Here is an 18,136-nt window from a genome sequence, read left to right as displayed (position 1 = left end):
GGGTGAAAGGCATGAGCATTCGAGCGGAGGAAATCAGCGCGCTCATTAAGCAGCAGATTGAAAACTACGAATCGCAAATTCAGGTGAGCGACGTCGGCACCGTCATCCAAATCGGTGACGGGATCGCCCGCGCTCATGGGCTCGATAACGTCATGTCCGGCGAGCTCGTCGAGTTTGCCAACGGCGTCATGGGCATGGCGCTCAACTTGGAAGAAAACAACGTCGGTATCGTTATTTTAGGACCGTACACGGGCATTAAAGAAGGGGACGAAGTGCGCCGTACCGGACGGATCATGGAAGTGCCGGTCGGAGAGGCGCTCATCGGCCGCGTGGTCAACCCGCTCGGCCAGCCGGTTGACGGTTTGGGTCCGGTGGAAACGACCGAAACGCGCCCGATCGAAAGCCCGGCGCCGGGCGTTATGGACCGGAGATCGGTGCATGAGCCGCTGCAAACCGGGATCAAAGCGATTGACGCGCTCGTGCCGATCGGCCGCGGTCAGCGCGAGCTCATCATCGGCGACCGACAAACGGGGAAAACGTCTGTCGCGATTGATACGATCATCAACCAAAAAGATCAAAACATGATTTGTATTTATGTCGCCATCGGGCAAAAGGAATCGACGGTCCGGACGGTTGTCGAAACGCTCCGCAAACACGGCGCGCTCGACTATACGATCGTCGTCACCGCTTCGGCGTCGCAGCCGGCTCCGCTTTTGTTCTTGGCGCCGTATGCGGGCGTATCGATGGGCGAGTATTTCATGTACAAAGGCCAACACGTGCTCGTGGTCTATGACGATTTGTCGAAACAAGCGGCGGCGTACCGCGAATTGTCGCTCCTGCTTCGCCGTCCGCCGGGCCGTGAAGCGTATCCGGGGGATATTTTCTACTTGCACTCCCGTCTGCTTGAGCGCGCAGCGAAATTGAGCGATGCGAAAGGCGGCGGTTCGTTGACCGCGCTTCCGTTCGTTGAAACACAAGCGGGCGACATTTCGGCGTACATTCCGACGAACGTTATCTCGATTACGGACGGGCAAATTTTCTTGCAATCGGATTTGTTCTTCTCCGGTGTCCGCCCGGCGATTAACGCAGGGCTGTCCGTCTCGCGCGTCGGTGGGGCCGCGCAAATCAAAGCGATGAAAAAAGTATCGGGGACGCTCCGTCTCGACTTGGCGGCGTACCGCGAATTAGAGGCGTTCGCCCAATTCGGCTCCGACCTCGATAAAGCGACGCAGGCGAAACTTGCCCGCGGGGCGCGCACGGTGGAAGTGCTGAAACAAGACTTGCACCAACCGATTCCAGTCGAAAAGCAAGTCGCGATCATTTATGCGTTGACGCGCGGCTTCTTGGATGATATTCCGGTTGAAGATGTGCGCCGTTTTGAAAAAGAGTTTTACTTGTGGCTCGATCAAAACGGTCAGCACTTGCTTGAACACATCCGCACGACAAAAGACCTTCCGAGCGAGGAAGATTTCAATCAAGCGATCGAAGCGTTCAAGAAAACGTTTGTCGTTTCCCAATAAGGCGATGGGGGCTGCTTTGCCCCCTTGCGCCTGTAGATCCCGTGCAGCAAAAAGGTGGTGAAACCTTTGGCGTCGTTACGCGATATTAAAACGCGCATCAATGCGACGAGAAAAACGAGCCAAATTACGAAAGCGATGGAAATGGTCTCGACGTCGAAATTGAACCGCGCGGAGCAAAATGCGAAATCGTTCGTTCCTTATATGGAGAAAATGCAAGAGGTCGTAGCCAATGTGGCGCTCGGGGCCGGCGGCGCTTCGCACCCGATGCTCGTTTCGCGCCCGGTGAAAAAAACGGGCTATCTCGTCATTACATCCGATCGCGGTCTCGCGGGGGCGTACAACAGCAACGTGTTGCGTCTCGTCTATCAAACGATTCAACAGCGCCACGCTTCTCCCGATGAATATGCGATCATTGTCATCGGCCGCGTCGGGTTGAGCTTTTTCCGCAAACGGAATATGCCGGTCATTCTCGATATCACCCGCCTGCCGGATCAACCTTCGTTTGCCGACATCAAAGAAATTGCCAGCAAAACGGTCGGCTTGTTCGCCGATGGCACCTTTGACGAACTGTATATGTACTACAACCATTACGTCAGTGCGATCCAGCAAGAGGTGACGGAACGAAAGCTGCTCCCGCTCACCGATTTGGCGGAAAACAAACAGCGCACGGTGTACGAATTCGAGCCGTCGCAAGAGGAAATTTTGGACGTGTTGCTGCCGCAGTATGCGGAGAGCTTGATTTACGGCGCGTTGCTTGATGCGAAAGCGAGCGAGCATGCCGCCCGGATGACGGCGATGAAGAACGCGACTGACAACGCGAACGAGCTCATTCGCACGCTGACGCTTTCCTACAACCGTGCTCGCCAAGCAGCGATCACGCAAGAAATTACGGAAATTGTCGCCGGAGCAAACGCCTTGCAATAGCGGACTAGCAAGTTAGGAGGGAAAACGATGACAAGAGGACGCGTTATCCAAGTCATGGGTCCGGTTGTAGACGTCAAGTTCGAAAACGGCCACTTGCCGGCCATCTACAACGCCCTGAAAATTCAACATCAAGCGCGCAATGAAAACGAAGTCGACATCGACTTGACATTGGAAGTCGCCTTGCACCTTGGCGATGATACCGTACGGACGATCGCGATGGCGTCCACAGACGGCCTCATCCGCGGCATGGAAGTCATCGACACCGGCGCGCCGATTTCGGTGCCGGTCGGCGAAGTGACGCTTGGCCGCGTGTTCAACGTGTTAGGTGAACCGATTGATTTGGAAGGCGACATTCCGGCTGACGCCCGCCGCGACCCGATTCACCGTCCGGCGCCCAAATTCGAAGAGCTGGCGACCGAAGTCGAAATTTTGGAAACGGGCATTAAAGTCGTTGACTTGTTGGCCCCGTATATTAAAGGTGGAAAAATCGGTTTGTTCGGCGGCGCTGGCGTCGGAAAAACGGTCTTGATCCAAGAGCTGATCCACAACATCGCCCAAGAGCACGGCGGGATTTCCGTCTTCGCTGGCGTCGGCGAACGGACGCGCGAAGGAAACGACTTGTACCATGAAATGAAAGATTCCGGCGTCATCAGCAAAACGGCCATGGTGTTCGGGCAGATGAACGAGCCGCCGGGCGCGCGGATGCGCGTGGCGTTGACTGGCTTGACGATGGCCGAATACTTCCGCGATGAGCAAGGCCAAGACGTACTGCTCTTTATCGACAACATCTTCCGTTTCACGCAGGCCGGTTCGGAAGTGTCGGCGCTGTTGGGCCGCATGCCGTCAGCCGTTGGTTACCAACCGACATTGGCGACGGAGATGGGCCAATTGCAGGAGCGGATCACCTCGACGGCGAAAGGCTCGATCACCTCGATTCAGGCGATTTACGTCCCGGCCGACGACTATACGGACCCAGCTCCGGCGACGACGTTCTCGCACTTGGATGCGACGACGAACCTTGAGCGGAAGCTCGCCGAGATGGGGATTTATCCGGCCGTTGACCCGCTTGCGTCGACCTCGCGGGCATTGGCGCCGGAAATCGTCGGTGAAGAGCATTATCAAGTCGCTCGCAAAGTGCAGCAAACGCTGCAGCGGTATAAAGAGCTGCAAGACATCATTGCCATCTTAGGGATGGATGAGCTGTCCGATGAAGACAAACTTGTCGTCCATCGCGCCCGCCGCATTCAGTTTTTCTTGTCGCAAAACTTCCACGTGGCGGAACAATTCACGGGCCAACCGGGTTCGTACGTGCCGGTGAAGGAAACCGTACGCGGCTTCAAAGAAATTTTAGAAGGCAAATATGACCACCTTCCGGAAGATGCGTTCCGCTTAGTCGGCCGCATTGAAGAAGTGGTGGAAAAAGCGAAAGCGATGGGTGTCGAAGTGTGACCCGGGATAGGGGGGTTGGACAATGAAAACGATCCACGTGAGCGTCGTCACTCCTGATGGCCCGGTATACGAGGACGATGTCGAGATGGTCAGCGTCAAGGCGAAAAGCGGCGAGCTCGGCATTCTGCCCGGCCACATTCCGCTTGTCGCCCCGCTGGAGATCAGCGCGGCGCGGCTGAAAAAAGGCGGCAAAACGCAATATATCGCCGTGAGCGGCGGCTTTTTGGAAGTTCGGCCGGACAAAGTGACGATTTTGGCCCAAGCGGCTGAACGGGCCGAAGACATTGACGTTCTGCGCGCCAAAGCAGCGAAAGAGCGGGCGGAGCGCCGCCTGCAAAGCCAGCAGGATGACATCGACTTCAGGCGGGCTGAACTGGCGTTAAAACGCGCCTTGAACCGTTTGAATGTCGCTGAAATGAAGTAAGAGCAGGGGAATGAGGATTCCCCTGCTTTTTTTGCTTTTCTTCGCCACCAGCGGCGGAAATTGGCTAGCGGCAGCGCATCCCGCGGCTTGTAATGTTGTTGCGGCGATCCTCTGAAGTTTTGCTGACACGTCTGGATATAAATGTTATAATGGAATCGAGGGAATTATTGAAAAATTTCATCATTATTATCATACGTATGTAGTAAACCAGGAAGGGGGCGAGCTCGTTGAGCAACATCTATGCCAATAGTTATGCCATCGTTTTCGTCTTCCTTTGTCTTGGGGTGTTGCTTCCGGTTGGAGCGCTTACGCTTGGACGCTGGCTGCGGCCGCACGTGCCGAGTGAGGCAAAGGAGACCACTTATGAAAGCGGTAACAATCCGTTCCACGATTCCCGCATCCAATTTCAAGTCCGCTATTACTTGTTTGCCTTGTTGTTTGTCATTTTCGATGTTGAGACGGTGTTTTTCTATCCATGGGCGGTCGTCTACGATCAACTCGGCTTATTTGCTTTGGTGGAAATGGTTCTGTTCATCACGTTGCTTGCCCTTGGCCTTATTTATGCTTGGAAAAAGAAGGTGTTACGATGGATGTGAAATGGGATGGCTTTTCGTTGGCGGAGATGGAGGAGGTCAAGCGGAGCGTGTTTTTGACGACGCTCGAGCAGCTAAAAGGATGGGCGCGGAGCAGCTCGCTTTGGCCTCTCACGTTCGGACTGGCCTGTTGTGCCATTGAGATGATGGCGGTGGGTGGAGCTCACTACGATCTTGATCGGTTCGGCTCGTTTTTTCGGGCCTCTCCCCGACAGTCGGACGTCATGATCGTCTCGGGCACGGTGACGAAAAAAATGGCCCCCCTTTTGCGGCGGCTGTATGATCAAATGCCCGAGCCGAAATGGGTGATCGCCATGGGGTCATGCGCGACAGCCGGCGGACCGTATGTCAAGTCGTACAGCGTTGTCAAAGGGGTTGACCAGATCGTTCCCGTCGACGTGTACATACCAGGCTGTCCACCCAACCCCGCGGCGCTCATTTACGGCATTCATAAATTGAAAGAAAAAATTCGCTTGGAAGCCAAAACAGGGAAGAAGGTGCTGTAACCAATGGACGAGGAAAAAGATTTGGCCCAGCGAAAAAAGGAAGCGGCCGAGCGGGCGAAACAATTGGCGCGTGAACGGCTCGCCGCCAAGCGGGCCGCCGAACAGGCCCAGCCAGCCGCTGAACAAGGCCGGCGGCCAACGGATGAGACGAATGCGGACGCCGCTCCGCCCGCCGGCCCCATAAAAGAAGCGCAGGAACCGGAACCACCGGCTTCTGCAGAAGATCTCGCTTCCGCAAAAAAACGAGCCGCCGAGGAAGCGCGGGCGAGGGCGGCGGAACTGCGGCGACAGCGTGAGGCGGCAGCGACTGGTGCGGGGACCGGTGACGACCTTGAGGCGGCGAAACGGAAGGCGGCCGAAGAAGCGCGGGCGAGGGCGGCCGAGCTGCGAAGGCAGCGTGAGGCAGCGACTGGTGCGGGGGCCAGGGACGACCTTGAGGCGGCGAAACGGAAGGCGGCCGAAGAAGCGCGGGCGAGGGCGGCGGAACTGCGGGGGCAGCGTGAGGCAGCGACTGGTGCGGGGACCGGTGACGACCTTGAGGCGGCGAAACGGAAGGCGGCGGAAGAGGAGCGGGCGAGGGCGGCCGAGCTGCGAAGGCAGCGTGAGGCGGCAAACGATGGGGCGGCGGACGAGGACCTGGAACTCGCGAAGAAAAAGGCAGCAGCGGCGGCGAAAGCGCGGGCGGCCGCCATGGCGAAGCAACAAGGTGACGTCGCCGATGACGCAGCGAAACAAAAGGCGGCGGCCGCCGCGAGGGCGAAGGCGAAAGCCACTGGCGCTGACGGCGGGATGGAACAGCCACCCGCCTCGTCGCCGAACGATCCGCTGCTTGACCACTACGTTCGTCTCATTCGTGAGCATCTCGGTCCGGATGTGCTCGAAGACGCGTATATCAACCGGCTGGCGAAAGATGTGCCGACGCTTGTCGTAAAAAAGGAGGCGTACTACAAAGTCGCTGAGTTGTTGAAAAGTCATGAACAGCTCCGCTTTGACTATTTATCCGAGCTGCACGGCACCGATTACAAGACGCATATGGAAGTGTACGTCCACTTGTACTCGTACTCAAATCGGCAGCCGGTGGCGCTGAAAGTGAAAATCGAGCGCGACAACCCGGAAATTGATTCGCTCGTCCCGCTTTGGCCGGGGGCGAACTGGCCGGAGTGCGAGGCGTATGATTTGCTTGGCATCCGATTCCGCGGCCACCCGAACTTGATCCGCATCTTCCTAGGCGAGCAATGGGTCGGTCATCCGCTGCGCAAAGATTACGAGCCGTACGATGCGGAGGTGTGAGCGATGCTGCGCACAGAAGAAATGATTTTAAACGTCGGCCCCCAACATCCCAGCACCCATGGCGTGTTCCGCCTCATTTTAAAAATTGACGGCGAGATCATTCAAGAGGCGACGCCGGTCATCGGCTACTTGCACCGCGGGACGGAGAAGATCGCCGAAGGGCTGCAATACACGCAAATCATCCCGTATACCGACCGGATGGACTATTTGTCGGCGATGACGAACAACTATGTGCTTTGCCATGCGGTCGAAACGATGATGGGGATTGAAGTGCCGGAACGGGCCGAGTATTTGCGCGTTCTTGCGATGGAGCTCGGTCGGGTTGCCAGCCACCTCGTCTGGTGGGGGACGTATTTGCTTGACCTCGGCGCGACAAGCCCGTTTTTGTACGCATTCCGCGAGCGCGAAATGATTATTAATCTATTAAATGAGCTGTCCGGGGCGCGGCTGACGTTCAACTATATGCGCATTGGCGGCGTCAAGTGGGACGCGCCGGACGGCTGGATCGACAAGGTGAAACAGTTCGTTCCGTACATGCGCGAGAAACTCGCCGGCTACCATGAGCTTGTCACCGGCAACGAGATTTTCCGTGAACGCGTCACCGGTGTCGGGCGGTATACGAAAGAAGAAGCGATCAGCTATTCGTTAAGCGGCGTCAACTTGCGGTCGACCGGCGTGAAATGGGATTTGCGCAAAGATGAGCCGTATTCTGTGTATGACCGGTTTGACTTCGATGTTCCGGTGCGCGAAGGCGGCGACTGTCTAGCCCGCTATGAATGCCGAATGGCGGAAATCGAACAGTCGCTTCGCATCATCGAGCAGGCGTGCGAGCAATTTCCACCTGAGGGGCCGATCATGGGAAAAGTGCCCCGCATCATTAAGGCGCCGCCCGGCGAGACGTTCGTCCGCATCGAAGCGCCGCGCGGTGAAATCGGCTGCTATATTGCGAGCGACGGCAAAAAAGAGCCGTACCGCCTGAAATTTCGGCGCCCATCGTTTTATAACTTGCAAATACTCCCGAAGCTGCTCAAAGGGGAAAACTTGGCCAATGTCATCGCCATTCTCGGTTCGATTGACATTGTGCTCGGGGAGGTCGATGGATGATGGAGCAATGGCTTGAATCCGCCCCAAGCTGGTCGAACATCGCCCTCTTTTTCGGGCTTGGAGCGCTGCTGTTGGCGGTCGTGCTCGCCTTTGTCACCTACAGCATTTTGGCGGAGCGGAAAGTGATGGGGTTTATGCAAGGGCGTATCGGCCCGAACCAAGTCGGCGGCCGTTTCGGGCTTTTACAAACTGTCGCCGATGTGTTGAAGCTGCTTTTGAAAGAGGATACGATCCCGAAAGCGGCCGACCGCCCGCTGTATGTGCTGGCCCCGGTGATTGCGTTTGCGCCGTCGTTTATGGTGTTGGCGGTCGTGCCGTTTACCGATGCGTTCCGGTTCGCCGATCTCGGCGTTGGCCTTTTGTATTACATTGCCGTTTCCGGATTAACGATCGTCGGCGTCATCACCGGGGGCTGGGCATCCAACAACAAATATGCGCTGCTTGGTGGTATGCGGGCAGCGGCGCAAATGATTTCCTATGAAATTCCGCTCGTCATGTCGGCGCTTGGCGTCGTGCTTTTGGCCGGAAGCATGAATTTGGTCGACATCGTCAACGCGCAACAAGACGTCTGGTTCCTTTTCGCCCAGCCGTTGGCGTTTTTGATTTTCCTCATCGCCGCGGTGGCTGAGTTGAACCGGACGCCGTTTGACTTGCCGGAGGCGGAGTCCGAGCTGGTCGCCGGCTTTCATGTGGAATATTCCGGATTTCGCTGGGCGTTTTTTATGCTTGCTGAATATGTGTACATGTTTGCGATGGCCGCCTTGATTACAGTTTTGTTCCTCGGCGGCTGGCATCCGGTCGCCTTTCTCGGCTGGATTCCCGGAGCGGTTTGGTTTGCTTTGAAGTTTTGTGCGGTCGTGTTCGTCTTCATTTGGTTTCGCGCCACGTTCCCTCGTGTGCGCGCCGACCAGCTGATGGAGTTCGCCTGGAAAGTGTTGCTTCCGCTTTCGCTCGCCAACATTGTGCTGACGGCGGTGGTGAAGGCATGGTTTTTCTAGAGGGCTGGTGAAAAACGGTTGTTTCTTTTGAGCAATGGGGGAGCGTTTGAAAGACGATCCCGATGCGACAAGGCTTTTCTATTTGAGAAACAGGCTTGATAAGCGACTTGCTCCCTTAAATCACCGGCCTCCTAGAAGGTTGGTGAAAAACATTGGTTTCCTCTGAGCGATCGGGAGACGTGTGAAAAGCGGCACCGATGCCAAAGAGTTTTTATTGGAGAGGGGGTAGACTGATGATCGGCTTGATGAAAGGATTGGCGTATACATTAAAAGAACTGACGCGCGAAAAAGTGACGTACGGTTACCCGCACGAGCCGCTCCCGCTTCCTGACCGGTTCCGCGGCATTCAAAAGTTTTATCCGGAAAAATGCATCGTGTGCAACCAGTGTGTGAACATCTGTCCGACCGAATGTATCCAGCTGACCGGGAAAAAGCATCCGGACCCGACGAAAAAAGGGAAAGTGATCGAAACATACAACATCAACTTTGAAATTTGCATTTTATGCGATTTGTGCACCGAAGTCTGTCCGACGGAAGCGATCGTTATGACGAACAATTTTGAGCTCGCCGAGTATAGCCGCGATGCCTTGTATAAGGACTTGGCCTGGCTCGATGAAAATGACACGAACATAAGAAGGGAGAATAAACCGTGAGCGGAACGGACATCGCCTTTTTCTTGCTTGCCCTCGCGGCGATCGCCGGTGCGGTGATGATGCTCCAGTTGACGAACGTCGTCCATATGGTCCTTTCCCTCGTCATGACGTTTTTGGGCATCGCTGGGCTGTACGTTTTGCTTTCCGCTGAATTTGTCGCTGTCGTGCAAGTGCTCATTTATTCCGGGGCCATTACGATCATCATGCTGTTTGCCATCATGTTGACGCGCCATCACGACGATGACAAGGAGCGGCAGACGACTGGCGGCGTTGGGCATAAAGCGGCCGCCGCCTTCGCGGTTCTCGCTTTTGGCCTTGCTGTGTACGTCGGCATCCGTACGCTTGATTTCGGCGCTGACGGCAGCGCGCTTCCAGCCGATAACGCCAAGGCGATCGGCCAATGGCTGTACTCGTATTATACGATTCCGTTTGAAATTGTGTCTGTCCTTTTGCTCGTCGCCTTGATTGGGGCGATCGTGCTGGCGAAAAAAGACGGCAAGGGGGCGGAAGACGAATGACATTATCGGTGTATTTAACGCTTTCGCTCATCTTGTTTTGCATCGGGCTATACGGGGCGCTCACGAAACGGAATACGGTCATTGTTCTCATCTGTATTGAACTGATGTTGAACGCGGTGAACATCAACTTCGTTGCCTTTGCCAAATACGGCCCCCATCCTAGCGTTCACGGACACGTGTTTGCGCTGTTTGCGATCGCTGTGGCGGCGGCGGAGGCGGCGGTCGGTTTGGCAGCGCTCATCGCCTTTTATCGGAATCGGAAAACGGTTCGGGTCGATGAAGCCAATTCGCTGAAACATTAGAAAAGGGGATGGGGGAAAGATGATGAACCTAGCTTGGGTCGTGCCGCTGTTCCCGCTTTGTTCGTTTGTTTTGCTGCTGTGGTTCGGGCGGAAATGGAAACAAGCGAGCGCCTATGTCGGCATCGCTGCCACGCTTCTGTCGCTGCTCGCGGCGCTCGGCGTGCTGGTTAGCCGGCTCGGCGGAGCGACGTATGAAGCGAATTGGACGTGGATGAAAATCGGTGACGCCACGTTGACGGTCGGGGTTTCCGTTACGGCGTTAAACGCTTGGATGCTCGTTGTCGTCGCCTTGGTCAGCTGGCTTGTCCATATTTATTCGCAAGGCTATATGGCTGGGGATGAGCGGTTTTCGACGTTTTATGCGTATTTAGGGTTATTTACGTTTGCGATGCTTGGGCTTGTGCTGTCGCCGAATTTGCTGCAGGCGTACATGTTTTGGGAGCTCGTCGGGCTTGGGTCGTTTTTGCTGATCGGGTTTTATTTCTACAAAGAAGAAGCGAAAGCGGCGGCGAAAAAGGCGTTTATCATGACTCGCATCGGCGATGTCGGCTTTTTGATCGGCATGCTGCTCTTGTTTTGGCAGACGAAAAGCTTTGATTACGACGACATTTTCCGCGCTGTTGGCAACGGCACGCTGTCGCCCGGCATGACGACACTGACGGCCATCCTCATTTTCATCGGCGCGATCGGCAAGTCCGGGCAGTTCCCGCTCCATACGTGGCTTCCGGATGCGATGGAAGGCCCAACGCCGGTGTCGGCGCTCATCCACGCCGCGACGATGGTAGCGGCTGGGGTGTACCTTGTGGCGGCTTTGTTTCCGCTCTACGAGGCAAGCGCGGCCGCTATGACGACCGTGGCGGTGATCGGCGGGGTGACGGCCATTTTTGCCGCGACGATTGGCCTCGTGCAGACGGACATCAAGCGCGTCCTCGCGTATTCGACGATCAGCCAACTCGGCTATATGATGTTGGCGCTTGGCTCGGGGAGTTATGTCGCCGCCATTTTCCATTTAACGACGCACGCCTTTTTTAAAGCGTTGCTCTTTTTGGCCGCCGGCAGCGTCATTCATGCCGTCCATACCCAAAGCATCGAGGAAATGGGCGGACTTTGGCGGCGGTTGCCGTGGACCGCGCCGCTCTTTCTTGTCGGGGCGCTGTCGATCAGCGGGGTTCCGCTGTTTGCCGGCTTTTTCAGCAAGGATGAAATTTTAGCCGCCGCTTGGACGAACGGGTCGGTTGGGCTCTTTTGGCTGGCGGTCGCCGCAGCGCTGTTGACGTCGTTTTACATGTTCCGGCTCTTTTTCCTCGTCTTTGCCGGCGAGGCGCGACATCGCCATGACGGCGACGTCCATGAAGCGCCGATGTCAATGACGGCGCCGATGGTCGTGCTCGGCGTTTTATCGGTCGCTGCTGGGTACATTCAAACCCCTTGGTTCGGCTCGTTTCTCGGTGAGTGGTTGACCGATGGGGCGTACCACCATGAAGCGGCGCCAGGATGGATCGCGGTTGTGGCGGCGAGCGTGTCGCTGGCCGGGATTCTCCTCGCTTGGCTCATGTACGGAAAGCGGACCGTGCCGCGCGACTGGTTGTCCGCGCGCGCGCCGTACGGGTACGAATTGTTGCGCCGCCACTATTACATGGACGATCTTTACCGGTCGACCGTTGTGGCGCTTGTGTCATCCATTAGCCGCCTGTTGGGGTATGTCGATCGTTATCTTGTCGAAGGGTTCGTTCAGTTTGTCACCGGCACGGTGAACGCGATCGCTTCCGCCGGATCGCGCGGGCAAAACGGGCAAGCCCAGACGTATGGGTTGGTGGCGGCGGCCGGCTTAGCGATGTTGGTCGTCATCTTCGCCTTGACAGGAGGGGACTGGTTATGACCTTTTTGTCGCTGCTCGTCTTTTCGCCGTTGTTAGGCATCGGGCTGCTGGCATGGGTTCGCAAAACGGAGACGAACATGATCCAATGGATCGGAACGGCCGCCACCGTGCCGCCGCTGCTGCTCTCGCTGTTTGCGTTCATCCAGTCGGTGCGCGGATTTCCTCTTGAGCGGTTGGATGAAGCGCATCATTGGGTTCGTCTTGCCGATTTCCCATTTTTGACCGATGCGGCGTATGTCATCCGCTATGAACTTGGCATCGACGGGCTGTCGCTTCTCTTTATCGTCTTGACCGCCGTGCTCGGGACGCTGGCAGCGGTGGCCTCCTTGCTTGTCAACGAGGAGAAAAAAGGGTATTTTATGTGGTTGCTCGCGCTAGAGGTCGGCATGTTGGGCGTGTTTGCTGCGGCGAACTTCATTTGGTTTTTCTTCTTCTTAGAGGTGACGCTTGTCGCTATGTTCTTGCTTGTCGGCAAATGGGGAGGCTTTGAGCGCGAACGGGCGGCATACAGTTATTTGCTGTACAACGGGCTCGGGTCGGCGCTGCTGCTGGTCGTGATCGCCGTGCTTGTCGCCCGCACCGGAACGGCGAATTTCGCTTTGCTTGGCGACATGTTGCATCACCCGGTCGCCGAAGGACAGCTGATCGCCCCGTTGACGTCAGAGGCGCGGCACTGGCTGCTTGGCGGGTTGCTGCTGGCGTTTGCCTTCAAGCTGCCAGCCGTTCCGCTTCATCGCTGGCTCATCCGCGTCCATGTCGAAGCGCCGCCGCCGGTCGTCATGCTTCACGCCGGCGTATTGTTGAAAATCGCGGCGTATGGGATGATCCGCTTTGGGATCGGCTTGTTTCCCGATGAGTTTCACGCGTTTGCCGGGGTCATCGCCGCGCTTGGGGTCGTCAACATCCTGTACGGCGCGCTGTTGGCGCTTCGACAGCACGAGGTGAAACATGTGCTCGCCTATTCGAGCGTGTCGCACATGGGAGTTGTGCTCGTCGGCCTTGGCGCGCTCAATGAGGCCGGCATTCAAGGGGCGATTTTCCAATCCATCGCCCACGGGCTCATCGCCGCCTTGTCATTTTTGCTCGTCGGTGTGCTTGCCGACCGATGGGGAACGACCGACATTCGCCGCCTAGGCGGACTCACGGCGTCCATGCCCGTCTTTTCCGGATATTTGCTCACCGCTGCCCTCGCTTTGCTCGGCTTGCCGGGCTTGGCGGGATTTGTCGGCGAATTCACTGCGTTTCTCGGCTTGTTTGCAAAGAAGCCGATCTTGGCAGCGGTAGGGGCGCTCGGTTTGATTTTCGCCGCCGCCTACTCGCTGAAGGCGGTGTTGAACGTGACGTTCGGCCGCGCCCCTGGGTCGCAGCCTCCGGCGGGGCAAAGTGAACCGCGGGAGGCGGTCGCCGATTTGCGGATGAACGAAGCCGTTCCGGCGTTCATTCTCGTCGCGTTGATTGTGGCGGTTGGCGTGTATCCGCAGCTGTTGGCGGGGCAGCTTGCCGCCGCGCTCGAGACGATGATGAACGGGTTAGGAGGGTGATCATATGAATGACGTATGGCAATCTGATTGGAGTCTCATGACGCCCGAATGGATTGTGCTCGCCGTTGCTGTGGTTTTGTTGCTCATCGATGTGGCCATGCCAGACGAGCGAAGCCGCCGTCCGCTTGCTTGGGGGGCGGCGCTCGGGGCGGTGCTTGCACTCGGGGCGACGGCGGCGCTCATTCCGGCTGAACCGGCTTCGATTTTGCATGGGACGTTTCGGCTCGATAGCTTTGCGAAAGCGTTCAAGCTTTTGCTGCTTGCCGGCGGGGCGCTGGCCTTGCTGATCGTGGCGGGATGGAATCCAAAAGAGGGTAGCCGTTATGGCGGCGAGTTTGCCTATCTGTTGCTGTTTGCGTTGCTTGGCGCGATGATGACGGCATCGAGCGGCGATTTGCTTACCTTGTTTGTCAGCGTGGAACTGCTGACAGTGTCGTCCTACATTTTGGCCGGCTTGCGCAAAACCGTTGCGGCATCCAATGAAGCGGCGCTGAAATATGTGATCAACGGCGGCATCGCCACCGCCGTCATGCTGTTTGGCATGAGCTACGTGTTCGGTTTGACCGGGACAACGAACCTCGACGAAATCGCCCGCCGGCTGCAAGAGACGAATGAGCCGTACATGCTGGCCTTGGCCTTTCTTCTTTTGCTGATTGGCGTTTCGTTTAAGCTGGCGGCCGTTCCGTTTCATATGTGGGCCCCGGACGTATACGAAGGGGCGCCCGTCCCGGCGACGGCGTTTTTTGCCGTTGTCTCGAAAACAGCCGGATTTGTTCTTCTCCTCCGCCTGCTGGTGACGATGTTTGCTGCGGCGCCGGCGGAAGGGCGGGATCCGTCATCACTGCTGTTGTCGATGCAGCCGGCGATCGCTGTGCTCGCTGGGCTGACGATGATCATCGGAAGCGTTGTGGCGCTCCGGCAGCGGAGCTTGAAGCGGCTGCTTGCTTACTCCAGCATCGCCCACGCTGGCTATTTGCTCGCTGGGTTTGCCGCGATGTCGTGGGCGATGATCGACTCGCTTTGGATTTACTTGCTTGCGTATCTGTTGATGAACATGGGGGCATTCGCCATCGTGTCGCATATCGTCGATGAAACGGGTTCGGACGACTGGGACGGGCTCACGGGGCTGTACCGCCATCGCCCGCTGTTGGCTGCGGCGCTCGGCCTGTTTTTGCTATCGCTCGCTGGCATTCCGGGCACGGCAGGATTTATCGCCAAGCTCCATTTGTTCATCGGCCTTGTCGTCACCGAGCCGGGCCATTACGTGCTCGCTGCGGTGATGGCCATTACGACCGTCATCTCTTATGTGTATTATTTCAACTTGATCGTCCAGCTTTTTTTCCGTCCGCTGTTCTCTTCGGCACCGCTTGGCCGCATGTCGGCCGGGTTGTCGGCGGCCGTCGTTCTTTGCGCGCTCGGGACGCTGGCGCTCGGCTGGGCACCGGGGCTTGCATACAATGTGCTCGCTCAGTTTGACCACTTTGGCGATTTTTTGCCGTAGCGTTACAATAAGGGGAGAGGAACGCCTCTCCTCTTTTTTGTTGGACGGCGGGTGAAAGGGGACCGAATTCGACAGCAAAGCGGAAGAGGTTTGGCGTGGTTCCGCCTGTTCTCGCTGTTCCTTGCCGCCAGTATGACCACTAGACGGCCGGTGAAAGAGGATGTTGTTGGAGGCCCCCAAGTAATAAACGTAGTTCCACTGACGCCAAGTTGAAAAGAATGAGGGCTGTGCCGGCCTACAGACGAAACGAACGATGTGTGCAGGAAAGAGGTGAATGAGATGATGCCGATCATGGGCCAACAAGCGCTCATTTCCATTATCGTCCATTTGGCGTTGATCGCCGTGACATGGTGGACGCTGCAGGCGGTGCGCATCGAGGTGTTGCTGAAGCCGAACCGCGTCGTCCAAGGACGGCTGCTGTACATTTTGTTGACGATCGCCATCGGCTCGACCGTTGCGAACTTTTTCCTTGATTATTGGACATGGTCAACGGATTTGCCGTATTTGTTCCGCGATTAAAGGAGGGAGGCGACCTCCGTCCGCCCGGCGCCGATCCGCCGTTTCGAACGCGGCCGCTGCCATTGACGCCCGTACCGTGTTGGTTCAGCTTTCCGCCCGTGTCTCGCCGTGCGTTCGACCGCGGGTGTGTTTCCACTTCAGCGAGCAGCTCGTCCTGCTCGTTGGTTTGTTTTTTGAAAACGATTTCAAAAACTGCTTTTGTCGATTTTTTTGACGTATGTTCCCTTGTCTGGTGGCAACAATAACAACTAAGGAGAGGAAGGGAACGGAGATGAGAAAGATGGGAAAAAGCTGGACGGCATGGCTGGCCGCGCTTGTGCTGACGGGCTTGGTTTGGGCCGGATGGCAAAATCGGACAGAAGGCGCACGAGGGGACGAGTGGTCGAAGCCGCTCGAAACGATTGCTCAGACGCTGAAGCGGCATGGCGCTTCGCTTGATCGCTGGGTCGTGTACACAAGAGAGTATGCCCACGATATTGAAAATGATGCGGACTTTTTCAAAAAAATGGCGGAGCTGAAACGGCAAAACCGTTCGTTTCGCTGGTCATTGGTGAGGACAAGCCATGGACCAAAAGCGATCGGCATCAATGAACGTCCTTTCTTTCGCGAACAAATTCAGCTCGTGATGACCGTCACAAACGGAGGACCGCAAACGTATCTCCTCTATGAAGCGGCCGGCTCCGCGTGGAGCGAAGCTAGGTGGAAAGAAGCAGTGCAGCGCATTCAAACAAAGACGAGTGAACTATTTGTGAACAATCCTACATTTTTTGCTTGTATGGAAGGCGAGTTCAGTGGTAATATGAAAGGTGGTTTGTTTGATCAAGCCTCTCAACTGCTTCATGATTTGCAAGCGACGCCGGTCGAGTGGCTGAAGGAAGAGTCACTCGTTTCCCTGTCTGCATATACTGGGCAGTGGAAGAACGTTCTCCCGGCCGCCAATCATCAAAGCATCAACCTGCAACTCGCCATGAGAGAAAGATTGGGTGGCAAGACGCGCGTCGTTGTTGGAACCCCAATCATTACCATTGAATACTAATATAGAGAAATTGGACGCGGAGGGGAATACCTTGGAAAAGATCATCGTCCGTGGCGGAAACCGGTTGAGCGGCACCGTCAAAGTCGAAGGCGCAAAAAATGCCGTTTTGCCCGTCATCGCTGCCACCTTATTGGCCACGAAAGGAACAAGTACGATCCATGATGTGCCTGCTCTTTCCGATGTATATACAATCAGTGAAGTGCTTCGCTATTTAGGAGCCGACGTTCACATCGCCGGCGATGTCGTCACGGTGGATGCCACCGGCCCATTGACGGTGGAAGCGCCGTTTGAATATGTCCGAAAAATGCGGGCTTCGGTGCTGGTGATGGGGCCGCTGCTGGCGCGCAACGGCCGCGCCCGCGTCGCGCTGCCGGGCGGCTGCGCCATCGGTTCGCGCCCGATCGACCAGCATTTGAAAGGGTTTGAAGCGATGGGCGCCTCGGTGAAAGTCGGCAACGGCTTTATCGATGCCGAAGTGAACGGCCGTCTTCGCGGCGCCAAAATTTATTTGGACTTCCCAAGCGTCGGGGCCACGGAAAATATTATGATGGCCGCCGTGCTGGCGGAAGGGACAACGGTGATCGAAAACTGCGCCAAAGAGCCGGAAATCGTCGATTTGGCCAACTTTTTGAACGCCATGGGCGCCAAAGTTCGCGGCGCCGGCACCGGCACGATCCGCATCGAAGGGGTCGATGAGCTTGTCGGCACGACGCATACCGTGATTCCGGATCGCATCGAAGCGGGCACCTTCATGGTGGCGGCAGCGATCACCGGCGGCAACGTTCTCGTGCAAGGGGCGGTTCCGGAACATTTAGGTTCGCTGATCGCCAAGCTGGAAGAGATGGGTGTGACGGTCATCGAAGAGGGAAACGGTGTGCGCGTCATCGGCCCGGAAAAGTTGAAAGCCGTCGATATTAAAACGATGCCGTATCCTGGATTTCCGACTGACATGCAGTCGCAAATGATGGCTCTCTTGTTGAAAGCGGAAGGCACAAGCATGATCACCGAGACGGTGTTTGAAAATCGCTTTATGCATGTCGAAGAATTCCGCCGCATGAACGCCGATATTAAAATCGAAGGGCGTTCCGTCATTATTAATGGCCCGTGTCAGCTCCAAGGCGCCGAGGTGGCGGCGACCGATTTGCGCGCGGCTGCCGCGCTGATTTTGGCAGGTCTGGCGGCGGACGGCTATACGCGCGTGACGGAGCTTCGTCATCTTGACCGCGGCTATGTTCGTTTTCATGAAAAGTTGGCCGCGCTCGGGGCTGACATTGAACGCGTCCATGAAGAAACCGAATTGCCTAGTGAAATCCAAGCGGTGGAATGGAACGGATAAAGAGCGAAAAACGGCGGTGAACTGCCTCAAGGCAGGGAGCGGC

At 56.7% G+C, this 18,136-nt stretch carries 18 protein-coding genes; all 18 read left to right on the top strand.

Annotated features, from left to right (window positions below):
- The first annotated feature begins 11 nt into the window (after positions 1–11).
- A complete protein-coding gene (gene atpA / locus GC56T2_RS16445; RefSeq protein WP_144976700.1) occupies positions 12–1,520 on the top strand; it encodes a F0F1 ATP synthase subunit alpha in 1,509 nt (502 codons plus the stop codon).
- Positions 1,521–1,586: 66 nt separating this feature from the next.
- Positions 1,587–2,444, top strand: a complete 858-nt coding sequence (gene atpG, locus GC56T2_RS16440) for an ATP synthase F1 subunit gamma (protein ID WP_033020489.1) — start codon at positions 1,587–1,589, stop codon at positions 2,442–2,444.
- A 27-nt stretch (positions 2,445–2,471) separates the two neighbouring features.
- Positions 2,472–3,893 (top strand): F0F1 ATP synthase subunit beta, encoded by a 1,422-nt coding sequence (gene atpD, locus GC56T2_RS16435; RefSeq protein WP_025039365.1) that lies wholly within the window; start codon positions 2,472–2,474, stop codon positions 3,891–3,893.
- Positions 3,894–3,915: 22 nt separating this feature from the next.
- Positions 3,916–4,317: a F0F1 ATP synthase subunit epsilon gene (locus tag GC56T2_RS16430; RefSeq protein WP_144976697.1), complete on the top strand. Its 402-nt coding sequence runs from the start codon at positions 3,916–3,918 to the stop codon at positions 4,315–4,317.
- Positions 4,318–4,544: 227 nt separating this feature from the next.
- Positions 4,545–4,913: an NADH-quinone oxidoreductase subunit A gene (locus GC56T2_RS16425; RefSeq protein WP_033842876.1), complete on the top strand. Its 369-nt coding sequence runs from the start codon at positions 4,545–4,547 to the stop codon at positions 4,911–4,913.
- Positions 4,904–5,416, top strand: a complete 513-nt coding sequence (locus GC56T2_RS16420) for a NuoB/complex I 20 kDa subunit family protein (protein WP_144976695.1) — start codon at positions 4,904–4,906, stop codon at positions 5,414–5,416. Before GC56T2_RS16425 ends, GC56T2_RS16420 begins: the two co-directional genes overlap by 10 nt.
- A gap of 3 nt (positions 5,417–5,419) precedes the next feature.
- The gene (locus GC56T2_RS16415) at positions 5,420–6,706 is read left to right on the top strand and encodes an NADH-quinone oxidoreductase subunit C (protein WP_144976693.1); all 1,287 of its coding nucleotides are present in this window, start codon (positions 5,420–5,422) and stop codon (positions 6,704–6,706) included.
- Positions 6,707–6,709: 3 nt separating this feature from the next.
- Entirely contained in the window at positions 6,710–7,810 is a 1,101-nt protein-coding gene (locus GC56T2_RS16410) for an NADH-quinone oxidoreductase subunit D (RefSeq protein ID WP_033842879.1), read from the top strand.
- On the top strand, positions 7,807–8,808 hold the full coding sequence (gene nuoH, locus GC56T2_RS16405; RefSeq protein WP_033020478.1) for an NADH-quinone oxidoreductase subunit NuoH: 1,002 nt from the start codon (positions 7,807–7,809) through the stop codon (positions 8,806–8,808). The genes GC56T2_RS16410 and nuoH overlap by 4 nt, the downstream gene beginning before the upstream one ends.
- 233 nt (positions 8,809–9,041) lie before the next feature.
- Complete coding sequence (gene nuoI / locus GC56T2_RS16400; RefSeq protein ID WP_033020477.1) at positions 9,042–9,461, top strand: NADH-quinone oxidoreductase subunit NuoI; 420 nt, start codon at positions 9,042–9,044, stop codon at positions 9,459–9,461.
- Complete coding sequence (locus GC56T2_RS16395) at positions 9,458–9,979, top strand: NADH-quinone oxidoreductase subunit J (protein ID WP_144976691.1); 522 nt, start codon at positions 9,458–9,460, stop codon at positions 9,977–9,979. The genes nuoI and GC56T2_RS16395 overlap by 4 nt, the downstream gene beginning before the upstream one ends.
- Positions 9,976–10,281, top strand: a complete 306-nt coding sequence (nuoK, locus tag GC56T2_RS16390; protein ID WP_144976689.1) for an NADH-quinone oxidoreductase subunit NuoK — start codon at positions 9,976–9,978, stop codon at positions 10,279–10,281. Before GC56T2_RS16395 ends, nuoK begins: the two co-directional genes overlap by 4 nt.
- A gap of 19 nt (positions 10,282–10,300) precedes the next feature.
- The gene (gene nuoL, locus GC56T2_RS16385; RefSeq protein ID WP_144976687.1) at positions 10,301–12,160 is read left to right on the top strand and encodes an NADH-quinone oxidoreductase subunit L; all 1,860 of its coding nucleotides are present in this window, start codon (positions 10,301–10,303) and stop codon (positions 12,158–12,160) included.
- A complete protein-coding gene (locus tag GC56T2_RS16380) occupies positions 12,157–13,701 on the top strand; it encodes an NADH-quinone oxidoreductase subunit M (protein WP_144976685.1) in 1,545 nt (514 codons plus the stop codon). Before nuoL ends, GC56T2_RS16380 begins: the two co-directional genes overlap by 4 nt.
- A 4-nt stretch (positions 13,702–13,705) precedes the next feature.
- Positions 13,706–15,202: an NADH-quinone oxidoreductase subunit NuoN gene (gene nuoN, locus GC56T2_RS16375; RefSeq protein ID WP_144976683.1), complete on the top strand. Its 1,497-nt coding sequence runs from the start codon at positions 13,706–13,708 to the stop codon at positions 15,200–15,202.
- 279 nt (positions 15,203–15,481) lie between these two features.
- Entirely contained in the window at positions 15,482–15,721 is a 240-nt protein-coding gene (locus tag GC56T2_RS16370) for a DUF1146 family protein (protein WP_033020467.1), read from the top strand.
- Positions 15,722–15,992: 271 nt separating this feature from the next.
- Positions 15,993–16,757, top strand: a complete 765-nt coding sequence (locus tag GC56T2_RS16365; RefSeq protein WP_255516115.1) for a YwmB family TATA-box binding protein — start codon at positions 15,993–15,995, stop codon at positions 16,755–16,757.
- A gap of 31 nt (positions 16,758–16,788) precedes the next feature.
- Positions 16,789–18,093: a UDP-N-acetylglucosamine 1-carboxyvinyltransferase gene (murA, locus tag GC56T2_RS16360; RefSeq protein WP_144976678.1), complete on the top strand. Its 1,305-nt coding sequence runs from the start codon at positions 16,789–16,791 to the stop codon at positions 18,091–18,093.
- The last annotated feature ends 43 nt before the right edge of the window (positions 18,094–18,136 follow it).

The sequence above is a fragment of the Geobacillus sp. C56-T2 genome, from assembly GCF_007829715.1.
In the GTDB taxonomy this organism is placed as follows: Bacteria; Bacillota; Bacilli; order Bacillales; family Anoxybacillaceae; genus Geobacillus; species Geobacillus icigianus.
This window is presented reverse-complemented; position numbering and strand designations above follow the sequence as displayed.

Excerpts from the sequence above, each read along its gene's own strand:
- atpA (WP_144976700.1), top strand. The coding sequence starts at position 12 with ATGAGCATTCGAGCGGAGGAAATCAGCGCGCTCATTAAGCAGCAGATT.
- atpD (WP_025039365.1), top strand. The coding sequence starts at position 2,472 with ATGACAAGAGGACGCGTTATCCAAGTCATGGGTCCGGTTGTAGACGTC.
- GC56T2_RS16430 (WP_144976697.1), top strand. The coding sequence starts at position 3,916 with ATGAAAACGATCCACGTGAGCGTCGTCACTCCTGATGGCCCGGTATAC.
- GC56T2_RS16420 (WP_144976695.1), top strand. The coding sequence starts at position 4,904 with ATGGATGTGAAATGGGATGGCTTTTCGTTGGCGGAGATGGAGGAGGTC.
- GC56T2_RS16415 (WP_144976693.1), top strand. The coding sequence starts at position 5,420 with ATGGACGAGGAAAAAGATTTGGCCCAGCGAAAAAAGGAAGCGGCCGAG.
- GC56T2_RS16410 (WP_033842879.1), top strand. The coding sequence starts at position 6,710 with ATGCTGCGCACAGAAGAAATGATTTTAAACGTCGGCCCCCAACATCCC.
- nuoH (WP_033020478.1), top strand. The coding sequence starts at position 7,807 with ATGATGGAGCAATGGCTTGAATCCGCCCCAAGCTGGTCGAACATCGCC.
- nuoI (WP_033020477.1), top strand. The coding sequence starts at position 9,042 with ATGATCGGCTTGATGAAAGGATTGGCGTATACATTAAAAGAACTGACG.
- nuoK (WP_144976689.1), top strand. The coding sequence starts at position 9,976 with ATGACATTATCGGTGTATTTAACGCTTTCGCTCATCTTGTTTTGCATC.
- nuoL (WP_144976687.1), top strand. The coding sequence starts at position 10,301 with ATGATGAACCTAGCTTGGGTCGTGCCGCTGTTCCCGCTTTGTTCGTTT.
- GC56T2_RS16380 (WP_144976685.1), top strand. The coding sequence starts at position 12,157 with ATGACCTTTTTGTCGCTGCTCGTCTTTTCGCCGTTGTTAGGCATCGGG.
- nuoN (WP_144976683.1), top strand. The coding sequence starts at position 13,706 with ATGAATGACGTATGGCAATCTGATTGGAGTCTCATGACGCCCGAATGG.
- GC56T2_RS16370 (WP_033020467.1), top strand. The coding sequence starts at position 15,482 with ATGATGCCGATCATGGGCCAACAAGCGCTCATTTCCATTATCGTCCAT.
- GC56T2_RS16365 (WP_255516115.1), top strand. The coding sequence starts at position 15,993 with ATGAGAAAGATGGGAAAAAGCTGGACGGCATGGCTGGCCGCGCTTGTG.